The sequence below is a fragment of the Ruegeria sp. AA6 genome, assembly GCF_056542865.1.
Genome location: NZ_JBQGAN010000034.1, coordinates 17,614 through 35,823, shown reverse-complemented (window position 1 = coordinate 35,823; position 18,210 = coordinate 17,614). Strand labels below are relative to the sequence as shown.

At 57.5% G+C, this 18,210-nt stretch carries 15 protein-coding genes and 1 tRNA gene; 10 read left to right on the top strand and 6 right to left on the bottom strand.

Translation table 11 applies throughout. The features are described from left to right. The first annotated feature begins 474 nt into the window (after nt 1–474). On the top strand, nt 475–1,029 hold the full coding sequence (locus tag ACR0LN_RS21995) for a hypothetical protein (protein WP_480432751.1): 555 nt from the start codon (nt 475–477) through the stop codon (nt 1,027–1,029). Nucleotides 1,030–1,052: 23 nt separating this feature from the next. On the opposite strand, the gene ACR0LN_RS21990 is transcribed toward ACR0LN_RS21995, so the two are convergent. The 3 genes from ACR0LN_RS21990 to ACR0LN_RS21980 all read right to left on the bottom strand — a co-directional run bounded on the left by ACR0LN_RS21990 (nt 1,053) and on the right by ACR0LN_RS21980 (nt 2,650). Then, nucleotides 1,053–2,018 (bottom strand): tyrosine-type recombinase/integrase, encoded by a 966-nt coding sequence (locus tag ACR0LN_RS21990; protein ID WP_480432750.1) that lies wholly within the window; start codon nt 2,016–2,018, stop codon nt 1,053–1,055. Nucleotides 2,019–2,279: 261 nt separating this feature from the next. After that, a complete protein-coding gene (locus ACR0LN_RS21985; protein ID WP_480432748.1) occupies nt 2,280–2,483 on the bottom strand; it encodes a DUF6538 domain-containing protein in 204 nt (67 codons plus the stop codon). 80 nt (nt 2,484–2,563) lie between these two features. Further along, nucleotides 2,564–2,650 (bottom strand) — tRNA-Leu (locus ACR0LN_RS21980). A 196-nt stretch (nt 2,651–2,846) separates the two neighbouring features. Between ACR0LN_RS21980 and ACR0LN_RS21975 the strand changes: the two genes are divergently transcribed. Further along, nucleotides 2,847–3,830 (top strand): complex I NDUFA9 subunit family protein, encoded by a 984-nt coding sequence (locus tag ACR0LN_RS21975; protein WP_480432746.1) that lies wholly within the window; start codon nt 2,847–2,849, stop codon nt 3,828–3,830. Here ACR0LN_RS21975 and ACR0LN_RS21970 read toward each other — a convergent pair whose 3' ends face one another. After that, nucleotides 3,831–4,634 (bottom strand): undecaprenyl-diphosphate phosphatase, encoded by an 804-nt coding sequence (locus tag ACR0LN_RS21970; RefSeq protein ID WP_480432745.1) that lies wholly within the window; start codon nt 4,632–4,634, stop codon nt 3,831–3,833. It lies immediately after the preceding gene. Nucleotides 4,635–4,864: 230 nt separating this feature from the next. On the opposite strand from ACR0LN_RS21970, the gene ACR0LN_RS21965 reads away from it, so the two are divergent. The 8 genes from ACR0LN_RS21965 to ACR0LN_RS21930 all read left to right on the top strand — a co-directional run bounded on the left by ACR0LN_RS21965 (nt 4,865) and on the right by ACR0LN_RS21930 (nt 17,123). Then, nucleotides 4,865–6,298, top strand: a complete 1,434-nt coding sequence (locus ACR0LN_RS21965; protein WP_480432744.1) for an NAD(P)-dependent oxidoreductase — start codon at nt 4,865–4,867, stop codon at nt 6,296–6,298. Nucleotides 6,299–6,325: 27 nt separating this feature from the next. After that, nucleotides 6,326–6,760: a GFA family protein gene (locus tag ACR0LN_RS21960; RefSeq protein WP_480432742.1), complete on the top strand. Its 435-nt coding sequence runs from the start codon at nt 6,326–6,328 to the stop codon at nt 6,758–6,760. After that, complete coding sequence (gene gltB / locus ACR0LN_RS21955) at nt 6,757–11,289, top strand: glutamate synthase large subunit (protein ID WP_480432740.1); 4,533 nt, start codon at nt 6,757–6,759, stop codon at nt 11,287–11,289. The genes ACR0LN_RS21960 and gltB overlap by 4 nt, the downstream gene beginning before the upstream one ends. Before the next feature lie 186 nt (nt 11,290–11,475). Continuing rightward, a complete protein-coding gene (locus ACR0LN_RS21950; RefSeq protein WP_480432738.1) occupies nt 11,476–12,435 on the top strand; it encodes a Hint domain-containing protein in 960 nt (319 codons plus the stop codon). Between the two features lie 39 nt (nt 12,436–12,474). Then, a complete protein-coding gene (mtgA, locus tag ACR0LN_RS21945; RefSeq protein ID WP_480432737.1) occupies nt 12,475–13,209 on the top strand; it encodes a monofunctional biosynthetic peptidoglycan transglycosylase in 735 nt (244 codons plus the stop codon). Between the two features lie 59 nt (nt 13,210–13,268). Continuing rightward, a complete protein-coding gene (fzlA, locus tag ACR0LN_RS21940; protein WP_480432735.1) occupies nt 13,269–13,934 on the top strand; it encodes an FtsZ-binding protein FzlA in 666 nt (221 codons plus the stop codon). Nucleotides 13,935–14,009: 75 nt separating this feature from the next. Further along, nucleotides 14,010–15,047: a tRNA epoxyqueuosine(34) reductase QueG gene (gene queG, locus ACR0LN_RS21935; RefSeq protein WP_480432733.1), complete on the top strand. Its 1,038-nt coding sequence runs from the start codon at nt 14,010–14,012 to the stop codon at nt 15,045–15,047. 72 nt (nt 15,048–15,119) lie between these two features. Continuing rightward, nucleotides 15,120–17,123 carry a hydantoinase/oxoprolinase family protein gene (locus tag ACR0LN_RS21930; RefSeq protein ID WP_480432731.1) on the top strand — a complete coding sequence of 668 codons (2,004 nt, stop codon included), beginning with the start codon at nt 15,120–15,122 and terminating at the stop codon, nt 17,121–17,123. Nucleotides 17,124–17,143: 20 nt separating this feature from the next. Here the strand turns inward: ACR0LN_RS21930 and msrA are convergent, their stop codons facing one another. Both msrA and msrB read right to left on the bottom strand, forming a co-directional pair. Further along, nucleotides 17,144–17,653 carry a peptide-methionine (S)-S-oxide reductase MsrA gene (gene msrA, locus ACR0LN_RS21925; protein WP_480432729.1) on the bottom strand — a complete coding sequence of 170 codons (510 nt, stop codon included), beginning with the start codon at nt 17,651–17,653 and terminating at the stop codon, nt 17,144–17,146. Continuing rightward, entirely contained in the window at nt 17,650–18,099 is a 450-nt protein-coding gene (gene msrB / locus ACR0LN_RS21920; RefSeq protein WP_480432728.1) for a peptide-methionine (R)-S-oxide reductase MsrB, read from the bottom strand. Before msrB ends, msrA begins: the two co-directional genes overlap by 4 nt. Nucleotides 18,100–18,210: the final 111 nt, after the last annotated feature.

The following is an 18,210-nucleotide window of genomic DNA, read 5'->3' as shown; positions in this document are numbered from 1 at the left end:
ACAATCTCTTCGGGCTTTGGTCTCTTGTTTGCCATTCGTGGTCCTCCGTTTCCTAAACATAACGGTGGACCAGTTCAGTTGGGGAGGCCCACCTAGGGTATGCAGTAAGGATAACTTGAGGGGCAGCCTAGGGCCTTACCTGTATTGCAGAGGTGATAACCCCAGACCCTAGATAGCCCCCCAGAATACCCCTCAGAGTTGCTGAGAGCCTCACTGAGGGGCGTTAGGAGATTCTCCCTAGGTCGGGGTTTCAACCAAGCAAGCTGGCCTCCTGAGGACTCTCCTGAGTCAATCTAATGGGAGCGTTATTCGGCCTTATATAGAAGGCACCATCCCGCCCTCATCGCAAACAACCGAACTAACCCTCGGTATCAAATTATTCGGCCTGACTAAGAGGGCTGAACACCGTCCCTTCTCTGAACGACCCCACAGAGAGGACGGAAACCTACGGGTATTATTTTTTTGGGGTCTAAAATGAATTGGAATAAAATGCATTCCCAAGAACCCACTATTGATCGCACCATTACAAAGAAGGCGTTAGCGTCTTCAACGGTCCTGACAGACATCCGGTTTGAAAGGCTCAACGACAAACTAGAATATTACTTAGATGTTGGGCTGTTCATGCACACGGCACGACTACAATTCAAATCCCAAAAAAAATACGGTCAGTACGTAGCCAATGAACTACCCAAGACTAAACACTGGGACCCGCCTTTGCGGAGTAGCTGCTTGTGGCTCTACAGGGCGTTGAATGTCCCCGGCTCTGATGGCTACGGTGACCTCTTGGTCGTGTTGGAGGTCGGAAGTCTTGCCGAACTCAAGACCGCTAATCCATCCGTTATCAAAAGAAAATACAAGATAGCCAAGGGGGAATGGGACTATGCCAACCCCAAGCGAAAACATGCGAGTAAAGCCACCTCCAAACCAAAGCAACTTCCTGCGCCTATAATGCCTAGGCAACCGTTGGAGCCTTGGCAAATTATCAACGGCAAGTCGTATGAGGCAAACCTATGTCTGCCGATTATCTGAAAGGGCTTGAAGACGGAAACTACTCAGTCTTCCTTTAGACCAGTAAAAGACAGGTTGGCTTTGTTATCGACGGCTTTGCTCATGTGTTCGTAAAGAACTCGGATCGTAAAGCCTGTGCCGTAACGAGCACCTGTTCCTTTGTTCGTCCAACCGAGAAGTGAGTTGCGGATTTCTTCTGGTACTTCGGCTTCTCTCAATCTGTCTTGCATACTGTGGCGCAAGCAGTGGGCCGTTTTTTGATCTTTATCGGCGATCTGGAGGCCATCCAGCCAACCGTTGATTGCACCTGATGCGTTGTCAGCTAGGTGTACCGGTGGTGAGACCTCTAGGTTTATGTAGCGAGGGAATAAAAAACCTTTGTGTAAGTTATCTAGCGCCCTCTTCACCGCCCAATGCGCCTTTCCTAACAACGGGACCAACCGTGTTGAATAGGCTGATTTTAGGGATCGTGTTTCGTATTCTTTGAGGACAATGTGGGGGTACGGATCGTCGAGAAACACGTCCTCCAGTCTAATTGCCACGGCTTCAGCCATCCTCATCCCTGTGTCTGAAAGAACAGCAACTATCCAACGGATATCATCGTCGGCATCTAAGCAGGCACGTTGAATTAGCCGCACTTCGTCGTTCGTGTATGACAGTTTTTCCTTACTGTCTTTTCCCTTGTTTGGGATAATTACGGACTTGAATATCTCCCGGTCCTGAAGTTCGTACTCCCGGCATAGAGTGGAGAACACAGGCCGAATGTCGTTCAGACGCCGGGTGACTGTGGCGGTTCGATTTTTCCGTTCCTCAAGAAGATAACGAACAAATTCGTTGGCGTGTGAACGGGTGTAACGGTCGACGGGTAAATCACCGCACACTGAAATGAAGTAGTTTACGGCACGGGTACGACCTAAGCCTTGCCGTTTGGTCGGGTCTTCACCTGTTAGTTCAAAGTACTTTTGTAATCCCTCCGAAAGGAAAAGAGGAGGTTTCTCCCCAAAAAACATATCAGCGGCTTGTCGGTGGACTAGCGGAAGGTCATTTTGCCAATTCTCCCGCTGGTCCTCAGGCCGAAAGGCCTCAGCTTCAATGCGCAGATCATCCAGAAATCTATCTACCTGAAGTTCGTCGCCGGTGTACTCAACGGATTGTCCGGGTCTGAGGCTGTAAGTGTCCAGCAGGGCAATAGCAGCCGAAATGACTTCTGGGCCAGCCGTGACTTCACCGCTTCTAACGCTCTTCCAAAAGCCATCTTGCTCGGTTGCTTTTCAGTGGGCCAACTTGGCAGCTTCACTACGGTCCTTGGTCTTTAAGGAGAAGTAAAGTTCGCCTCGTTTGTTTAGCTTAGGATAGTGCCTCTGAACATCACGAGGGACACGCCTACGAAAGTACCAAACTCCATTGGGTGGCTTCTGTTCGATGTATCGGGCCAAGACCAGAATCGCTCCTGCTTCAAAGATGACTAGAGGCATAGCGTCACCTCTTGTGTCACCTTTACAGGCCTGAGATTCCCGCTAAGTGATTGGTTTTTATGTATTTTTTGGAAAAGCATTGGTGCCCAGGAGAGGACTCGAACCTCCACGTCCATACGGACACTAGCACCTGAAGCTAGCGCGTCTACCAATTCCGCCACCTGGGCAGGTGTCGTGGAGGGGCGTTTAAGCCTACTGGCGGGGGGCGTCAACCAGATTCGGGAAGTTTTTTGAAAGTTTTTTGATCCATGCCCGAAACGCTCTGAATTTGGCCGTTTTCGCGGCCGCGCGGCGTTATTGCGCCTTGTTTGCCGGGGCTTTGGGCGGTAGATCGGATCAAGACCCATCAGCAGGAGCCCTCGCATGTCCAAACTGGTCACGATTTATGGCGGATCGGGATTTGTCGGTCGGTATATCGCTCGGCGCATGGCGAACGAAGGCTGGCGCGTGCGGGTTGCGGTGCGACGTCCGAATGAGGCGATGTTTGTCAAACCTTACGGTGTCGTAGGGCAGGTTGAACCTATTCTGTGCAACATCCGCGACGATGCGTCTGTGGCAGCCGTTATGCATGGGGCCGATGCGGTCGTTAACTGCGTGGGTGTTTTGAACGAGCTGGGCAAGAACGAATTCGACGCCGTACAAGCCGAAGGAGCCGAGCGGATCGCGCGCATCGCGGCAGAACAGGGCGTCGCGCGTATGGTGCATATCTCGGCGATCGGCGCGGATGCGGAATCGGACAGCGAATATTCTCGCACCAAGGCCCATGGTGAGGCCGGTGTAATGGAACACATGCCAAATGCGGTGATCTTGCGGCCTTCGGTCATTTTTGGAACCGAGGATCAGTTCTTTAACCGGTTTGCCGGGATGACACGCATGGGGCCGTTCCTGCCTCTGGTCGGCGCGGACACAAAGTTCCAGCCGGTCTATGTGGATGACGTGGCCAAGGCGGCCGTGCAGGGCGTTCTGGGGCAGGCCACCCCCGGCATTTATGAGCTGGGCGGACCCGAGGTGAAATCCTTCCGCGCGTTGATGCAGCAGATGCTAGAGGTGGTACACCGCCGCCGGGTGATCATCGGCATTCCCTTCTGGGTGGCGCGGATTATGGCTGGCCTGCTGGACATCGCGAAATTCGTCAGCTTTCAGCTGTTTCCGAACCACATCCTGACCCGAGATCAACTGAAGAACCTGCGCCGTGACAACGTGGTGGCAGAGGGTGCCAAGGGGTTTGACGATCTGGGGATCGAGCCCGCGACACTGGAATCCATTTTGCCGGATTACCTGTGGAAATTCCGCCCCTCGGGCCAATATGACGACATTCAGAACTCGGCCAACAATCTGCGGACCTGATCAGCTGTAGGCAATGACCAGCAGGATCGCGCCCAGAATCACGCGGTATATGACGTAAGGCGTAAAGCTGACGCTGCGCAGCAGGCGCATCATCAAGGTCAGGGCCAGCAGGGCCGCGAGAAATGCGAAAACGGCGGCGATTGCGCCGTCCTTGGCAAGTTGCATATCTGCTTCTCGGATCACTTCCGTTGACAGCAGAACCCCAGAGGCCAAGATCGTGGGTATCGACATCAACATGGCGATCCGGGCACCGTCCTCGCGGCTGTAGCCCAGATGCCGCGCGCCGGTGATAGTGATGCCGGACCGCGAAGTGCCGGGAATCAGCGCCAAAACTTGCCACAGCCCCATGACTATTGCATCGCGCAGGCCCCAATCCTGGGCCTGTTTGGTCTGCGGTCCTTTTTGGTCGGCCCAAAACAAAAGCAAACCGAAGCCCAGCATGGTCCAGCCAATCACCGTCATTGAGCGCAATGACTGGCTGAGACCGGTTTTGAACAAGACGGCACCAACGATAATTGCGGGGATCGTCGCGACGATCAGGCACATCGCCAATCGGGCCTGCGGGGTGTCGACCTTTCCGGTCAGGGCGCGCGGCAGGCCGGCGACGGCCTGTTTCACATCAGACCAAAAATACAGGGCCACGGCCCCCAGCGTTCCGACATGTACCGCGACGTCGATGGCCAGCCCCTGATCATCCATGCCGGTCAGGGTGGGCAGCAGGATCAAATGGCCCGAGGATGAGATTGGCAAAAATTCGGTGATACCCTGAATAACCGCCACAAGAATCAACTGGAATAAACTCATCTGCCCTGCCGTGCTGCCGTCACGCATTCTTTGCGGGCAATGGGTATAAGTGTGGTCTCAAAAAAGAAAGTGTGTAAATAGGTCCGAATCGGTACTAAAAAGTTAGAATATTTTCTTTGAGTTGACTGTATGGGAGAAATTTTTTGAAATTAGGTCAGCATTATTGCCTTTTCATCTGAGATGATATCTCTTAAAGACACTCCACCAAGCCAATTCATGGAGTCTGACCCGTGGCCAAGCAACCGATGCTGAAATTTGTGCAGATCGACCGGGACATGCCGGAAAAACGTGCCGCCGAGGTGCGCAAAGAAGACTTCAACGAAATCTACGCGGAATGCGCGGCGACCAAGGCGCAGGAGCAGGCCAGCCGCTGCAGTCAATGTGGTGTGCCCTATTGCCAGTCGCATTGCCCGCTGCACAACAATATCCCCGACTGGCTGAACCTGACTGCGACGGGTCGTTTGGAAGAAGCGTATCAGACCAGCCAGGCCACCAATACCTTCCCGGAAATCTGTGGCCGTATCTGCCCACAGGACCGTCTGTGCGAAGGCAATTGCGTGATCGAACAGTCAGGTCACGGTACGGTCACCATCGGCACAATTGAAAAATACATCACCGATACTGCTTGGGACAAAGGGTGGGTTATGCCCGTGTCTCCTACCAATGAACGCAGCGAAAGCGTTGGTATCATCGGTGGTGGCCCCGGCGGTCTGGCTGCTGCGGATATGCTGCGCCGCGCTGGCATTCAGGTTACCGTCTATGACCGCTACGATCGCGCCGGCGGCCTGCTGATGTACGGCATTCCGGGCTTCAAGCTGGAAAAGGACATCGTCCAGCGCCGCAATGACCTGCTGGCCGATGGCGGGGTCGAGTTTGTGCTGAACTGCGATGTGGACGCTGGGAAGTTTGCAGAAATCCACGCCAAGCATGACGCCGTGATCATCGCGACCGGCGTATACAAGTCGCGCGACCTGTCCATGCCGGGCAGCGGCCTGAACGGCATCGAGAAGGCGATCGATTTCCTGACCGCCTCGAACCGCAAAAGCTTTGGCGACTCCGTTGAAGATTTCGACAATGGTCGCCTGAATGCCGAGGGCAAGAAGGTTGTCGTGATTGGTGGTGGCGACACCGCAATGGACTGCGTACGTACCTCGATCCGTCAGGGTGCGACCTCGGTCAAATGTCTGTATCGCCGCGACCGGGCCAACATGCCGGGTTCGCAGCGTGAAACGCAAAACGCTGAGGAAGAAGGCGTGATCTTTGAATGGCTCAGCGCGCCCAAGGGCTTTACCGGCGACGACAAGGTTTCCGGCGTGATGGTGCAGAAGATGCGTCTGGGTCAGCCCGATGCCTCGGGCCGTCAGGCCCCCGAAGTCATCGAAGGCGCGGATTACATCGAAGAGGCCGATCTGGTGATCAAGGCGCTGGGCTTTGAGCCCGAAGACCTGCCCACCCTGTTCGGCCAGCCCGACCTGCCGGTAACCCGTTGGGGCACCGTCAAGGCCGCTTTCCAGACCGGTGAGACCGAGATGGACGGCGTCTACGCCATTGGTGACATCGTGCGCGGTGCCTCTTTGGTGGTCTGGGCGATCCGCGACGGTCGCGATTGCGCAGATGCGATTATCGACCGGTTCAACACCAAAGCGGCTATCGCCGCTGAGTAATCCAACGCCCAGCGACAGGAGGGTTTGATGCCCGAATTGCAAGGCCAATGCATGTGCGGCGCGGTCACCGTGACCGCCACTCCGGCGAAAGACTCGCTGGGTGCATGTCATTGCGATCAATGCCGTCGCTGGACCAGTTCGATGCTGGTGTCATTTCAGGCCGAGGAAGGGTATGCCGCGCTTGGCCCGGTCAAAACCTTCACCTCGTCGGACTGGGCGGAACGAGCGTTTTGCTCGGAATGTGGGTCGGCCCTTTGGTATCGGATCACGCTGCCCGGTGAGATGCACGGACACACACAAATGGCAGCTGGCCTGTTCGAAGATACGGGCCATCCGCTGGACCATGAACTTTATATCGACAAAAAGCCCGATGGGTATGCGTTCGCAGGCGAGCGCAAGCAAATGACCAAGACGCAAGTCGAGGCCATGTTTGCCCAGCCGGAAGAAGGAGACAGCCAATGACCAAATTTGATGCCGATTGGGTGCGGGCCGAGGAAGCCAAGCGCGAATGGATGGCGAAAAACGGTCTCTATTCCGAGGAAGAAGAGCATTCGTCGTGCGGTGTGGGGCTTGTTGTATCCGTTGACGGTAAGCCGTCGCGCAAAGTTGTGGATGCCGGGATCGACGCGCTGAAGGCAATCTGGCACCGTGGCGCGGTGGACGCAGATGGCAAGACCGGCGATGGCGCTGGCATCCACGTGCAAATCCCGGTGCCCTTCTTCTATGACCAGATCCGCCGTACCGGCCACGAGCCCAATTTGGACGAGCTGATCGCGGTTGGTCAGGTGTTCCTGCCGCGCACCGATTTCGGGGCGCAGGAAAGCTGCCGAACCATCGTGGAAACCGAAGTTCTGCGGATGGGCTACTACATCTATGGTTGGCGTCATGTGCCGGTCGATGTGACCTGCCTGGGCGACAAGGCCAACGCCACCCGGCCAGAGATCGAACAGATTCTGATCTCAAACTCCAAGGGCGTAGACGAAGAGACGTTTGAGCGTGAGCTGTACGTCATCCGCCGCCGCATCGAAAAGGCTGCAGCAGCGGCCGGGATATCCGGGCTCTATCTGGCGTCGCTGTCGTGTCGTTCGATCATCTACAAGGGCATGATGCTGGCTGAGCAGGTCGCCGTCTTCTATCCCGACCTGATGGATGAACGCTTTGAATCGGCGTTTGCGATCTATCACCAGCGCTATTCGACCAACACCTTCCCGCAATGGTGGCTGGCACAGCCGTTCCGCATGTTGGCCCATAACGGTGAGATCAACACGCTGAAGGGCAACATCAACTGGATGAAAAGCCACGAGATCCGCATGGCCAGCGGCACCTTTGGGGATTATGCCGAAGATATTAAGCCGATCATCGCAGGCGGATCCTCGGATTCTGCTGCATTAGACTCGGTATTCGAGGTTCTGGTGCGCGCGGGCCGTTCGGCTCCGATGGCGAAAACCATGCTGGTGCCGGAAAGCTGGTCCAAGCAGGCGGTTGAACTGCCGCAGGCGTGGCGCGACATGTACTCCTACTGCAACTCGGTGATGGAGCCGTGGGACGGTCCTGCCGCTTTGGCCATGACCGACGGCCGCTGGGTCTGTGCCGGTCTGGACCGCAACGGCCTGCGCCCGATGCGCTATGTGGTGACAGGCGATGGTCTGGTTATCGCGGGTTCCGAGGCCGGAATGGTGCCGATTGATGAGGCGTCTGTGACCGAAAAAGGCGCGCTTGGCCCGGGTCAAATGCTGGCCGTCGATATGAAGCGTGGCAAGCTGTATCGCGATAAGCAAATCAAGGACAAACTGGCGCGCGCACTGCCGTTCGGTGAGTGGGTTGGCAAGATCAACGATCTGGACGTGACGCTGGCTGGCGTGACCGAAACGCCGAAATTCACCGGTGAAGAACTGCGCAAACGTCAGATCGCTGCAGGTTATTCGGTGGAAGAGCTTGAACAAATCCTGGCGCCGATGGCCGAGGATGGCAAAGAGGCGCTGGCATCGATGGGGGATGACACTCCATCTGCGGTTTTGTCCAAGCAATACCGCCCGCTCAGCCATTTCTTCCGCCAGAACTTCAGTCAGGTGACCAACCCGCCGATCGACAGCTTGCGCGAATACCGTGTGATGTCGCTGAAAACACGGTTCGGAAACCTCAAGAACGTGTTGGATGAAGACAGCAGCCAGACCGAGATCATCGTGCTGGAAAGCCCCTTTGTCGGAAACACGCAGTGGGACAAACTGGTTGAGAACTTCAACTCTCCGTTGGCTGAAATCGACTGTAGTTTTGAGCCCGGTCGCGGTGCGCTGAGCGCCGCTTTGGCCCGTGTTAGAGCCGAAGCGGAAGAGGCCGTGCGCTCGGGTGCGGGGCATCTGGTCCTGTCCGACATGAACTCGGGCCCGGGTCGTGTGGCGATGCCGATGATCCTTGCAACAAGCGCGGTGCACTCGCATCTGACCCGTCAGGGGCTGCGGACGTTCTGTTCGCTGAATGTGCGTTCGGCGGAATGTGTTGATCCGCATTACTTTGCTGTGCTGATCGGTTGTGGTGCGACTGTTGTTAACGCCTATCTGGCCGAAGATTCACTGGCCGATCGTATTGATCGTGGGCTGTTGGACGGCACCCTGACCGAAAACGTGGCGCGCTATCGCGAAGCCATCGACCAGGGCCTGCTGAAGATCATGGCCAAGATGGGGATTTCGGTGATTTCCTCGTATCGCGGTGGTCTGAACTTTGAAGCCGTTGGCCTCAGCCGTGCCATGGTGGCTGAGTACTTCCCGGGTATGACCAGTCGGATTTCCGGTATCGGCGTCACCGGTATCCAGACCAAGGTCGAAGAAATTCACGCCAAGGGTTGGGATAGCGGTCTGGACGTGCTGCCCATCGGTGGTTTCTACAAAGCGCGTAAAGCGGGTGAGACCCACGCGTGGGAAGCAACCTCGATGCATATGATGCAGATGGCCTGTAACCGTGCGTCCTATGAGCTGTGGAAGCAGTATTCGGCCAAGATGCAGTCGAACCCGCCGATCCACCTGCGCGATCTGATGGATTTTAAACCGCTGGGCAAACCGGTGCCGATTGAAGAGGTCGAGTCGATCACCTCGATCCGCAAACGCTTTGTCACGCCGGGCATGTCGCTGGGCGCGCTGTCGCCCGAGGCGCACAAGACGCTGAACGTGGCGATGAACCGGATCGGTGCCAAGTCCGACTCGGGCGAAGGGGGTGAAGACCCCGCACACTTCGTGCCGGAACCGAATGGTGACAACCCGTCGGCCAAGATCAAACAGGTGGCCTCGGGCCGGTTCGGTGTGACTGCCGAATACCTGAACCAGTGTGAAGAACTGGAGATCAAGGTCGCCCAGGGCGCAAAACCCGGCGAGGGTGGCCAGCTACCGGGCATGAAGGTCACCGACCTGATCGCGCGTCTGCGTCACTCGACTAAAGGTGTGACCCTGATCTCACCGCCGCCGCACCACGACATCTACTCGATCGAGGATCTGGCGCAGCTGATCTATGACCTCAAGCAGATCAACCCGCGCTGTAAGGTGACAGTGAAACTGGTGGCGTCCTCGGGCGTTGGCACGATTGCTGCCGGTGTGGCCAAGGCGAAAGCGGATATTATCCTTATTTCGGGTCACAATGGCGGTACGGGCGCATCGCCCGCAACCTCGATCAAATATGCCGGTCTTCCGTGGGAGATGGGCCTGACCGAGGCGCATCAGGTTCTGGCGATGAACAACTTGCGCGACCGCGTGACCCTGCGGACCGATGGTGGCCTGCGCACTGGGCGCGACATTGTCATGGCCGCGATGATGGGGGCCGAGGAATATGGCATCGGCACCGCCGCCCTGATCGCGATGGGCTGTATCATGGTGCGCCAATGCCAGTCGAACACCTGCCCGGTTGGTGTGTGCACGCAGGACGAGAGCCTGCGCGCCAAGTTCACCGGCAATGCGGACAAGGTCGTCAACCTGATCACCTTCTACGCGCAAGAAGTACGCGAGTTGCTGGCCAGCCTCGGTGCGCGTTCGATTGATGAGATCATCGGACGGGCCGACCTGCTGGCGCAGGTCAGCCGTGGGTCTGCGCATCTGGATGATCTGGACCTCAACCCGCTGCTGATCACTGTCGATGGTGCCCATGACATCGTCTACAACCGCGACAAGGACCGCAACGCGGTGCCGGATACGCTGGACGCCGAGATTGTCCGCGATGCAGCGCGGTTCCTGAAAGACGGCGAAAAGATGCAGCTGTCCTATGCGATCCAGAACACGCATCGGACCGTTGGAACGCGCGTCTCCAGCCACATCGTGCAGAACTTCGGCATGCGGAACACGTTCCAGTCCGACCACCTGCATGTGAAGCTGCAAGGTTCCGCCGGTCAGTCGCTGGGCGCCTTTGCTGCACCGGGTCTGAAACTGGAAGTGTCGGGCGATGCCAACGACTATGTGGGCAAGGGTTTGTCGGGCGGAATGATCGTCGTGCGCCCGCCGCAGGTCAGCCCGCTGAAGGCGGATGACAACACCATCATCGGCAACACGGTTCTTTACGGGGCCACCGACGGCCACCTGTTCGCGGCGGGCCGTGCGGGTGAACGCTTCGCGGTGCGGAACTCGGGCGCCAAGGTGGTGATTGAAGGCTGTGGTTCAAACGGCTGTGAATACATGACCGGCGGTGTTGCGGTGATCCTGGGCGACATCGGTGCCAACTTTGGCGCGGGTATGACGGGCGGTATGGCCTATCTGTACGACCCCGAAGGCAAGGCCGAAAAGCTGATGAACATGGAAACGCTGGTGACCTGCCCGGTAACCGTCGACCATTGGGAAGAGCAGTTGAAATCAATGATCGAAACCCATCAGGCCGAGACCTTCAGCCGCAAGGCCGCAGATATTCTGCAGCATTGGGATGTTGAGAAAGCCAACTTCCTGCAGGTCTGCCCGAAAGAGATGCTGAATAAGCTCGGCCATCCTCTGACCAACGAGGTCACAGCGGTTCCGGCCGAATAAACAGGCCGGCAGACCCAAAACACAGAAACCCGCGTGTCACCTGAAACACGCGGGTTTCTTAATTTTTTCGGCAATTCTTCGATTTTATTGCGTTTTTGCGCTGTTCGCGCCTAGCTGTGGTCACAGTTTCTTCGGGTTTCGCAGCCAAACTGCGGCCAAATGTAATGAGTAGGCAGGAGCAGGCGCATGCCAACGACTTATACAGATCAGTTCTTTCTGCTGGACCCAGCAAACCCGGGTGCAAATGGCACAGCGGTCGGATCGACTCTGACGGTACAGAAATTCGACATTGTCGATCAGAATGACAACGGCTTGATCAACCGCTTGAGCAATGACTCGGTGGATGGCGTCGACATCACCGCATCGTATTTTGATGACATGGTGACGATACAATTGTCGGACGGCAGTACGGTCACCTATACCGGCGTAACCTTCTATCTGGCCGATGGGCGTGAAGTATTTACGCCCACCGATGACAAAGTTCTGCAGGAGGGGACTTTTGTAAGCTCGTCCATTACCGATACCAGCGACAATTTCGGAGACCCGAATGGGTTTGGATCGGTCAATGTCGCCGGTGGCGATCTTGGTCCGCCCTGCTTTACGCCGGGAACCTTGATCGACACGCCGGATGGGCCAAAGTTGGTTGAGGATTTGAAAGTCGGGGATTTGATCACCACAGCCGACCATGGGCCGCAGCCCTTGTTGTGGGTGGGTCGCACTAAGGTGGATGCGGAAGGTAGGTTGGCTCCGGTTCGGTTTGATGCTGGTTTGTTAGGGCTGGACCGTCCTCTGACCGTTTCGCCGCAACACCGGATGCTGGTTGCCGACTGGCGGGCACCCTACCTATTCGGCCACTCCGAGGTGCTGATCGCGGCGCATTGTCTGGTCAATGGGGATACGGTCACACGCGTCGAAGGTGGCGAAATTGAATATATTCACTTGCTGTTCGCTCAACATGAGATCGTCATCGCCAACGGCGCAAAAAGCGAAAGCTATTACCCCGGACACGCTGTGACCCAGGCGGATCGGGACACACAGGCCGAAGTATTGCGCCTGTTCCCGGAACTGTGCATCCGCAATCCGGTCATGCCGGAAACCGCGCGCCCTGTCGTTCGGCCGCGCGAGGCGCGCGCGTTGGCGATTTAAACCGTTCCCAACCCTCGCGTCGCGTCGTATAGCAACAGCATGGCAAAAAAAGCAGCGCGCAAGTCGAGCAGTAAGAAAAGCAAAGCGTCGAAGGCAACAAAGCAAACATCCTCACGGATTCGCCGTTGGGTGACTCGCGCCGCATTGGGTGTGGTTGCTTTTGTTGTCGGTCTGGTGATGCTTTATTCGGTGGTCAATCCGCCAGTGACGCATACGATCTGGTCCGAATGGCGTCGGTTGGGCAAGGTTGAACGTGACTGGGTGCCGATTGAGGAGATTACACCAATCATGGCGCGTTCGGTCGTGGCGGCCGAGGATGCCAATTTCTGCCTGCATTGGGGGTTTGACGTCGAAGCCATCAGGGACGCGCTTGAGGATGGCGGCTCACGCGGGGCATCCACCATCACCCAGCAAGTCGTGAAGAATGTGTTCCTGTGGCAAGGCCGCAGCTGGGTGCGTAAGGCGCTTGAAACCTCGATCACGCCGGTTGTTGAGATTTTTTGGAGCAAGCAGCGCATTCTTGAGGTCTATCTGAACGTGGCTGAAACCGGACAGGGTGTGTTTGGTGTCGAAGCGGCCGCTCAGCGCAACTTTAATGTCAGTGCGGCGCAGCTGAGCCCTGTGCAGGCCGCGCGGATCGCGGCAATCCTGCCGTCGCCCCGCAACCGCTCGGTCACGGACCCCTCGGTGCGCACCCGCAGGCGGGCTGCGTCGATCCTGGACGGGGCGGCCACCATCCGCGCAGATGGTCGCGCGGATTGTTTCGAGGATTGAAACTCATCGCCCCTCAAGGCTAAAGCTGGTGGGGTATTCACTGGTTCGATTGGAAGCCCATGGCGCGTCTGTTTCACGTTCCCCTGTCCCCGTATTGCCGCAAGGTTCGCCTGTCTTTGGCGGAAAAAAAGATCGAGGTTGAACTGGTCGAGGAGAAATACTGGGAGAAAGACCCGGATTTCCTGCGCCGTAACCCCGCCGGGAAAGTGCCGGTCTTGCGACTGGACGGAAAGGTGATGTCGGAAAGCGCCGCGATTTGCGAGTATATCGAGGAAACGCGCCCGGAACCTCCGCTCATGCCTAAGAAGCCTGAAGCGCGCTATGAAGTGCGGCGCCTGGTGGGGTGGTTTGATGACAAATTCCACAACGAGGTTACGTCGAAACTGCTGTATGAGCGGGTGAACAAGAAGGTCACCGGAGAGGGTTACCCAGACAGCAAGAACGTCAAGGAAGGCGCGCGTGCGATCAAGTACCATCTGGATTACATGACATGGCTGCTGGATCACCGCCGCTGGTTGGCAGGGGACCAGATGACGCTGGCTGATTTCGCCGCTGCGGCGCATTTGTCTGCGCTGGATTATATCTCGGATGTGGATTGGAACCGATCTGCGGCGGTCAAGGACTGGTACGCCAAGATCAAATCTCGCCCAGCGTTCCGATCAATACTGGCGGATCAGGTGCCGGGATTCCGGCCGCCGCCTCATTACGCCGATCTGGATTTCTGATAGGGTGGCAAAGGGGGCTGTCTGCCCCCTCTTGGCCCGATGGGCCAATTCACCCCCGAAGGTATTTTTAGCCAGATGAAGAGCGGATCGGGTTTAAAAGATAAGATAGTGGCGCAGGCGCTGAGCGAAGGCTTTGTGTCTTGTCGTCTATGTCGGCCTTGGGATGTGCCCGAAGTTCCCGCCCGGTTGGATGCATTTTTGCAGGCCGGGTACCATGGGCAGATGGGATGGATGGCTGAGCGCACGCACTGGCGGAGTAACCCGGCGGCGCTGTGGCCCGAGGCTAAGTCTGTGATCATGCTGGCCGAGAGCTACACGCCAGACCATGATCCAACCGAAGTGCTGAACCACCCGGACAAGGCGGCGATCTCTGTTTATGCCCAGAACAAGGATTATCACGATCTGGTCAAGAAACGGCTCAAGCGGTTGGCGCGTTGGTTGATTGCCGAGGGCGGGGGTGAAGTGAAGGTGTTTGTCGACACTGCGCCGGTGCCAGAGAAGGCTTTGGGTCATGCTGCGGGGTTGGGGTGGCAGGGCAAGCACACTAATTTGGTCAGCCGTGATTGGGGAAATTGGGCTTTCATAGGCTCTGTTTTCACCACTTTGGACCTACCTGTGGATGTGGCCGAGATGGATCATTGCGGATCGTGCCGGGCTTGTCTGGATTCATGCCCGACGGATGCCTTTCCCGCGCCATACCAGTTGGATGCGCGGCGGTGCATTTCTTATTTGACCATTGAACACAAAGGGCCGGTGGACGAAGAGTTGCGCGCCAAGCTGGGCAACAGGATTTATGGCTGTGACGATTGTTTGGCAGCCTGCCCCTGGAACAAGTTTGCTGTCGCGGCGAGCGATAATCGTTATGCCGCACGCGAAGAGTTGAAGGCCCCACCCTTGGCGGACCTCGCCGTACTGGATGACGCGGCTTTTCGGGCCAAGTTTTCCGGATCTCCGATAAAGCGGATCGGGCGTGACCGGTTTGTGCGCAACGTGCTCTATGCCATCGGAAACTCGGGCAGGGCAGAACTTCGGGCAGTGGCGCGGGGTTTGGTCGACGATCCTGACGCAACTGTGGCCGATGCCGCGCGCTGGGCGGTGCAACGACTGCAATAAGTGCCGCAAACAGGCTGGACGTGTCGGTCCAAACCGCTAAACCCATCCGCAGCGAACAGGAAGGAGAACCCGATGGCTCTGGCTTTGGGGGTGGATACAGGCGGAACCTATACGGATGCGGTGCTGATCCGGGATGAGAAAGAGGTGATCGCCTCGGCCAAATCCCTGACGACGCGCGCCGATCTGGCAATCGGTGTGGGCAAGGCAATTCAAGCGGTTCTGGATGAGGCGCAAATTGCGTCGAACCAAGTTTCGATGGCGTCCTTGTCGACCACTTTGGCTACAAATGCGCTGGTTGAAGGGCAGGGCGGGCGCGTGGCGCTGATCTATATTGGGTTTAAAGACAACGATCTGGATAAGCACGGGTTGCGGGACGCGTTGAAGGGTGATCCGGCTCTGGTCATCTCGGGGGGGCACACCCATGCAGGGGGCGAAGCCGCGCCGTTGGATGTGAGCGCGCTTGAAGCTTTTTTAGACTCTTATAAAGGCATATCCGGTTTTGCGGTGGCTGCTCAATTTGCCACACGGAACCCGGCGCATGAGTTGGAGGCGGAGCGGATCATTTCGGAAAAGACTGGCGCTCCGGTGACATGCTCGCATCATTTGTCAGCCAAGCTGAATGGGCCGAAACGAGCGGTGACGGCTGTCTTGAATGCCCGGCTTATCGGCATGATCGACCGGCTGATCGGACGGGCGCAGGATCGGTTGCTGGAACTTGGCATTTCCGCGCCGATGATGGTTGTACGCGGTGACGGCGCGCTGATGAGCGCCGAGCAGGCGCGGGAACGGCCGATTGAAACAATCCTCAGCGGACCTGCGGCCTCGATCGTTGGGGCCAGTTGGCTGACTGGGACTGAGAACGCTTTGGTTTCAGACATTGGTGGAACTACGACAGATGTAGCGCTGATCCGCGATGGCAAACCCGCGATTGATCCGGCGGGTGCGCGGGTCGGTGGGTTTCGAACCATGGTCGAGGCCGTTGCGATGCGAACCCACGGGTTGGGCGGCGACAGTCAGGTGCACGTGGTCACCGAAGGCTTGGGCGGTGGCGTGTTTCTTGGGCCAAGACGGGTTTTGCCAGTGTCGCTGATCGCGTCTGAGGCGCCAGAAGTCGTGCATGCGGTTCTCGACGCTCAACTTCGGGCCACGACGGTCGGGGAACACGATACGCGGTTTGCTCGTCGCGTTCCCGGTATTCACGCAGAGGGGTTGGGTGCGCGCGAGGACGCTCTGCTGGAGCGACTAGGGGACAAGGTTCTGCCACTGAGCGACCTGCTGCGCACCCGGATGGAAAACGGGGCGCTGACTCGGCTGGTGGATCGTGGGATTGTTCAGGTCTCGGGCGTGACACCATCGGATGCCAGTCACGCGCTGGGCCGATTGGATGCCTGGGATGTGGAAGCTGCGCAAAAAGCGTTGGAACTGGTGGCGCGTAAACGGGTTGGAACGGGCGACAGATTGGCCTCGGGGCCGAAAGAATTGGCGCAAGTCATTGTCGATCAGTTGACGGAACAGACTGCTTTGACCTTGTTAGAGACTGCTTTTGCGGAAGAAGCAGAGGATTTTGACGTGCCGCCCGCTGACCTGGCCCGGCATGTGTTGACGCAAAAAGGGCTGTCGCGCCATCGTGGTTTACTGGCGTTGGATGCGGCTTTGAATGTGGATGTGGTGGGCTTGGGTGCCTCTGCACCCAGCTATTATCCGGCGGTTGGGGAACGGTTGCATGCCCGCATGGTGCTGCCGGAACATGCGGGCGTGGCCAACGCCATCGGTGCAGTGGTGGGGCGGTTGACCCTGCGCCGGTCGGGTACGGTCACCTCTCCGTCCGAGGGACGTTTTCGTGTGCATCTGGAGGACGGTCCGCAGGATTTCACTGAATCCGACGAAGCGCTGGCGCTGTTGGAGTCCGTTCTGCGGACCGAGGCCGAAGGCGCTGTGCGGCAGGCCGGGGCTGCGGACATCCGGGTTGTCGTCGACCGGGATATCCGCACCGCTCGGGTTGAGGCGCAGGAGGTGTTCGTCGAGGCGATGATCACCGTCGAGGCCAGTGGTCGGCCTCGGGTCGCAGCTGGGTAGCCCCGAAAGGGGCGTCCCCTTTATTCAGCCGCGTCGCGTTTGGGCAGCACCCAATCGGGGCGCGGGAAGTGGCAGGTATATCCGTTGGGAATGCGCTCCAGGTAGTCCTGATGTTCTGGCTCGGCTTGCCAGAAATCACCGACAGGTTCGACCTCGGTCACCACTTTACCGGGCCAAAGGCCGCTGGCGTTCACATCGGCGATCGTGTCCAGTGCGACCTGCTTTTGGTCGTCATCCAGATAGTAGATAGCTGAGCGATAGCTCATGCCGCGGTCATTTCCCTGACGATTCGGCGTGGTCGGGTCGTGGATCTGGAAGAAGAACTCCAATAGCTCGCGGTAGGTGATTTTGGCGGGGTCGTAGAAAATCTCGATCCCTTCGGCATGGGTGCCGTGGTTGCGATAGGTGGCGTTGGGGACGTCACCGCCAGTGTAACCGACGCTGGTGCGGGATACGCCGGGCAGCTTGCGGATCAGATCCTGTATGCCCCAGAAACAGCCTCCGGCCAGAACGGCGCGTTGTTCAGTCATTGGATTTCCTCCACGTGGATCAGGTATTCGCCATAACCTTCGGCCTCCATCTCATCGCGATGGATGAACCGCAAGGCGGCAGAGTTGATGCAATAGCGCAGCCCGCCATGTTCGCGCGGCCCATCGGGGAAGACATGCCCCAGATGGCTGTCGCCGTGTTTCGAGCGGACTTCGGTTCTGATCATACCATGAGTAGAGTCGTGAAACTCCTCCACATGTTCATGGATGATCGGTTTGGTGAAACTGGGCCAGCCACAGCCGGATTCGTATTTGTGGGTCGAGGCAAACAAAGGCTCACCCGAAACGATGTCCACGTAGATGCCCGGCTCTTTGTTATTCAGGTACTTTCCTGTTCCGGGACGCTCGGTTCCGCTGCGCTGCGTGACGTGAAATTCTTCGGGGGACAGGGCGGCGACGGCCTCGGGGGATTTGGTGTATCGGGTCATGGCTCCTCCGGTGTTTTACTTTTGTGCCATAATCTGGGGGTAAGGGCGCAGAAAGCAAACCCCTGTTTCACACTGCACGCGCAGTCGTGCAGAGTGATCTGATGGCGGGTT

Coding starts and splice junctions, on each gene's coding strand:
- ACR0LN_RS21995 (WP_480432751.1), top strand. CDS start 475: ATGAATTGGAATAAAATGCATTCCCAAGAACCCACTATTGATCGCACC.
- ACR0LN_RS21990 (WP_480432750.1), bottom strand. CDS start 2,018: ATGTTTTTTGGGGAGAAACCTCCTCTTTTCCTTTCGGAGGGATTACAA.
- ACR0LN_RS21985 (WP_480432748.1), bottom strand. CDS start 2,483: ATGCCTCTAGTCATCTTTGAAGCAGGAGCGATTCTGGTCTTGGCCCGA.
- ACR0LN_RS21975 (WP_480432746.1), top strand. CDS start 2,847: ATGTCCAAACTGGTCACGATTTATGGCGGATCGGGATTTGTCGGTCGG.
- ACR0LN_RS21970 (WP_480432745.1), bottom strand. CDS start 4,634: ATGAGTTTATTCCAGTTGATTCTTGTGGCGGTTATTCAGGGTATCACC.
- ACR0LN_RS21960 (WP_480432742.1), top strand. CDS start 6,326: ATGCCCGAATTGCAAGGCCAATGCATGTGCGGCGCGGTCACCGTGACC.
- gltB (WP_480432740.1), top strand. CDS start 6,757: ATGACCAAATTTGATGCCGATTGGGTGCGGGCCGAGGAAGCCAAGCGC.
- ACR0LN_RS21950 (WP_480432738.1), top strand. CDS start 11,476: ATGCCAACGACTTATACAGATCAGTTCTTTCTGCTGGACCCAGCAAAC.
- mtgA (WP_480432737.1), top strand. CDS start 12,475: ATGGCAAAAAAAGCAGCGCGCAAGTCGAGCAGTAAGAAAAGCAAAGCG.
- fzlA (WP_480432735.1), top strand. CDS start 13,269: ATGGCGCGTCTGTTTCACGTTCCCCTGTCCCCGTATTGCCGCAAGGTT.
- queG (WP_480432733.1), top strand. CDS start 14,010: ATGAAGAGCGGATCGGGTTTAAAAGATAAGATAGTGGCGCAGGCGCTG.
- ACR0LN_RS21930 (WP_480432731.1), top strand. CDS start 15,120: ATGGCTCTGGCTTTGGGGGTGGATACAGGCGGAACCTATACGGATGCG.
- msrA (WP_480432729.1), bottom strand. CDS start 17,653: ATGACTGAACAACGCGCCGTTCTGGCCGGAGGCTGTTTCTGGGGCATA.
- msrB (WP_480432728.1), bottom strand. CDS start 18,099: ATGACCCGATACACCAAATCCCCCGAGGCCGTCGCCGCCCTGTCCCCC.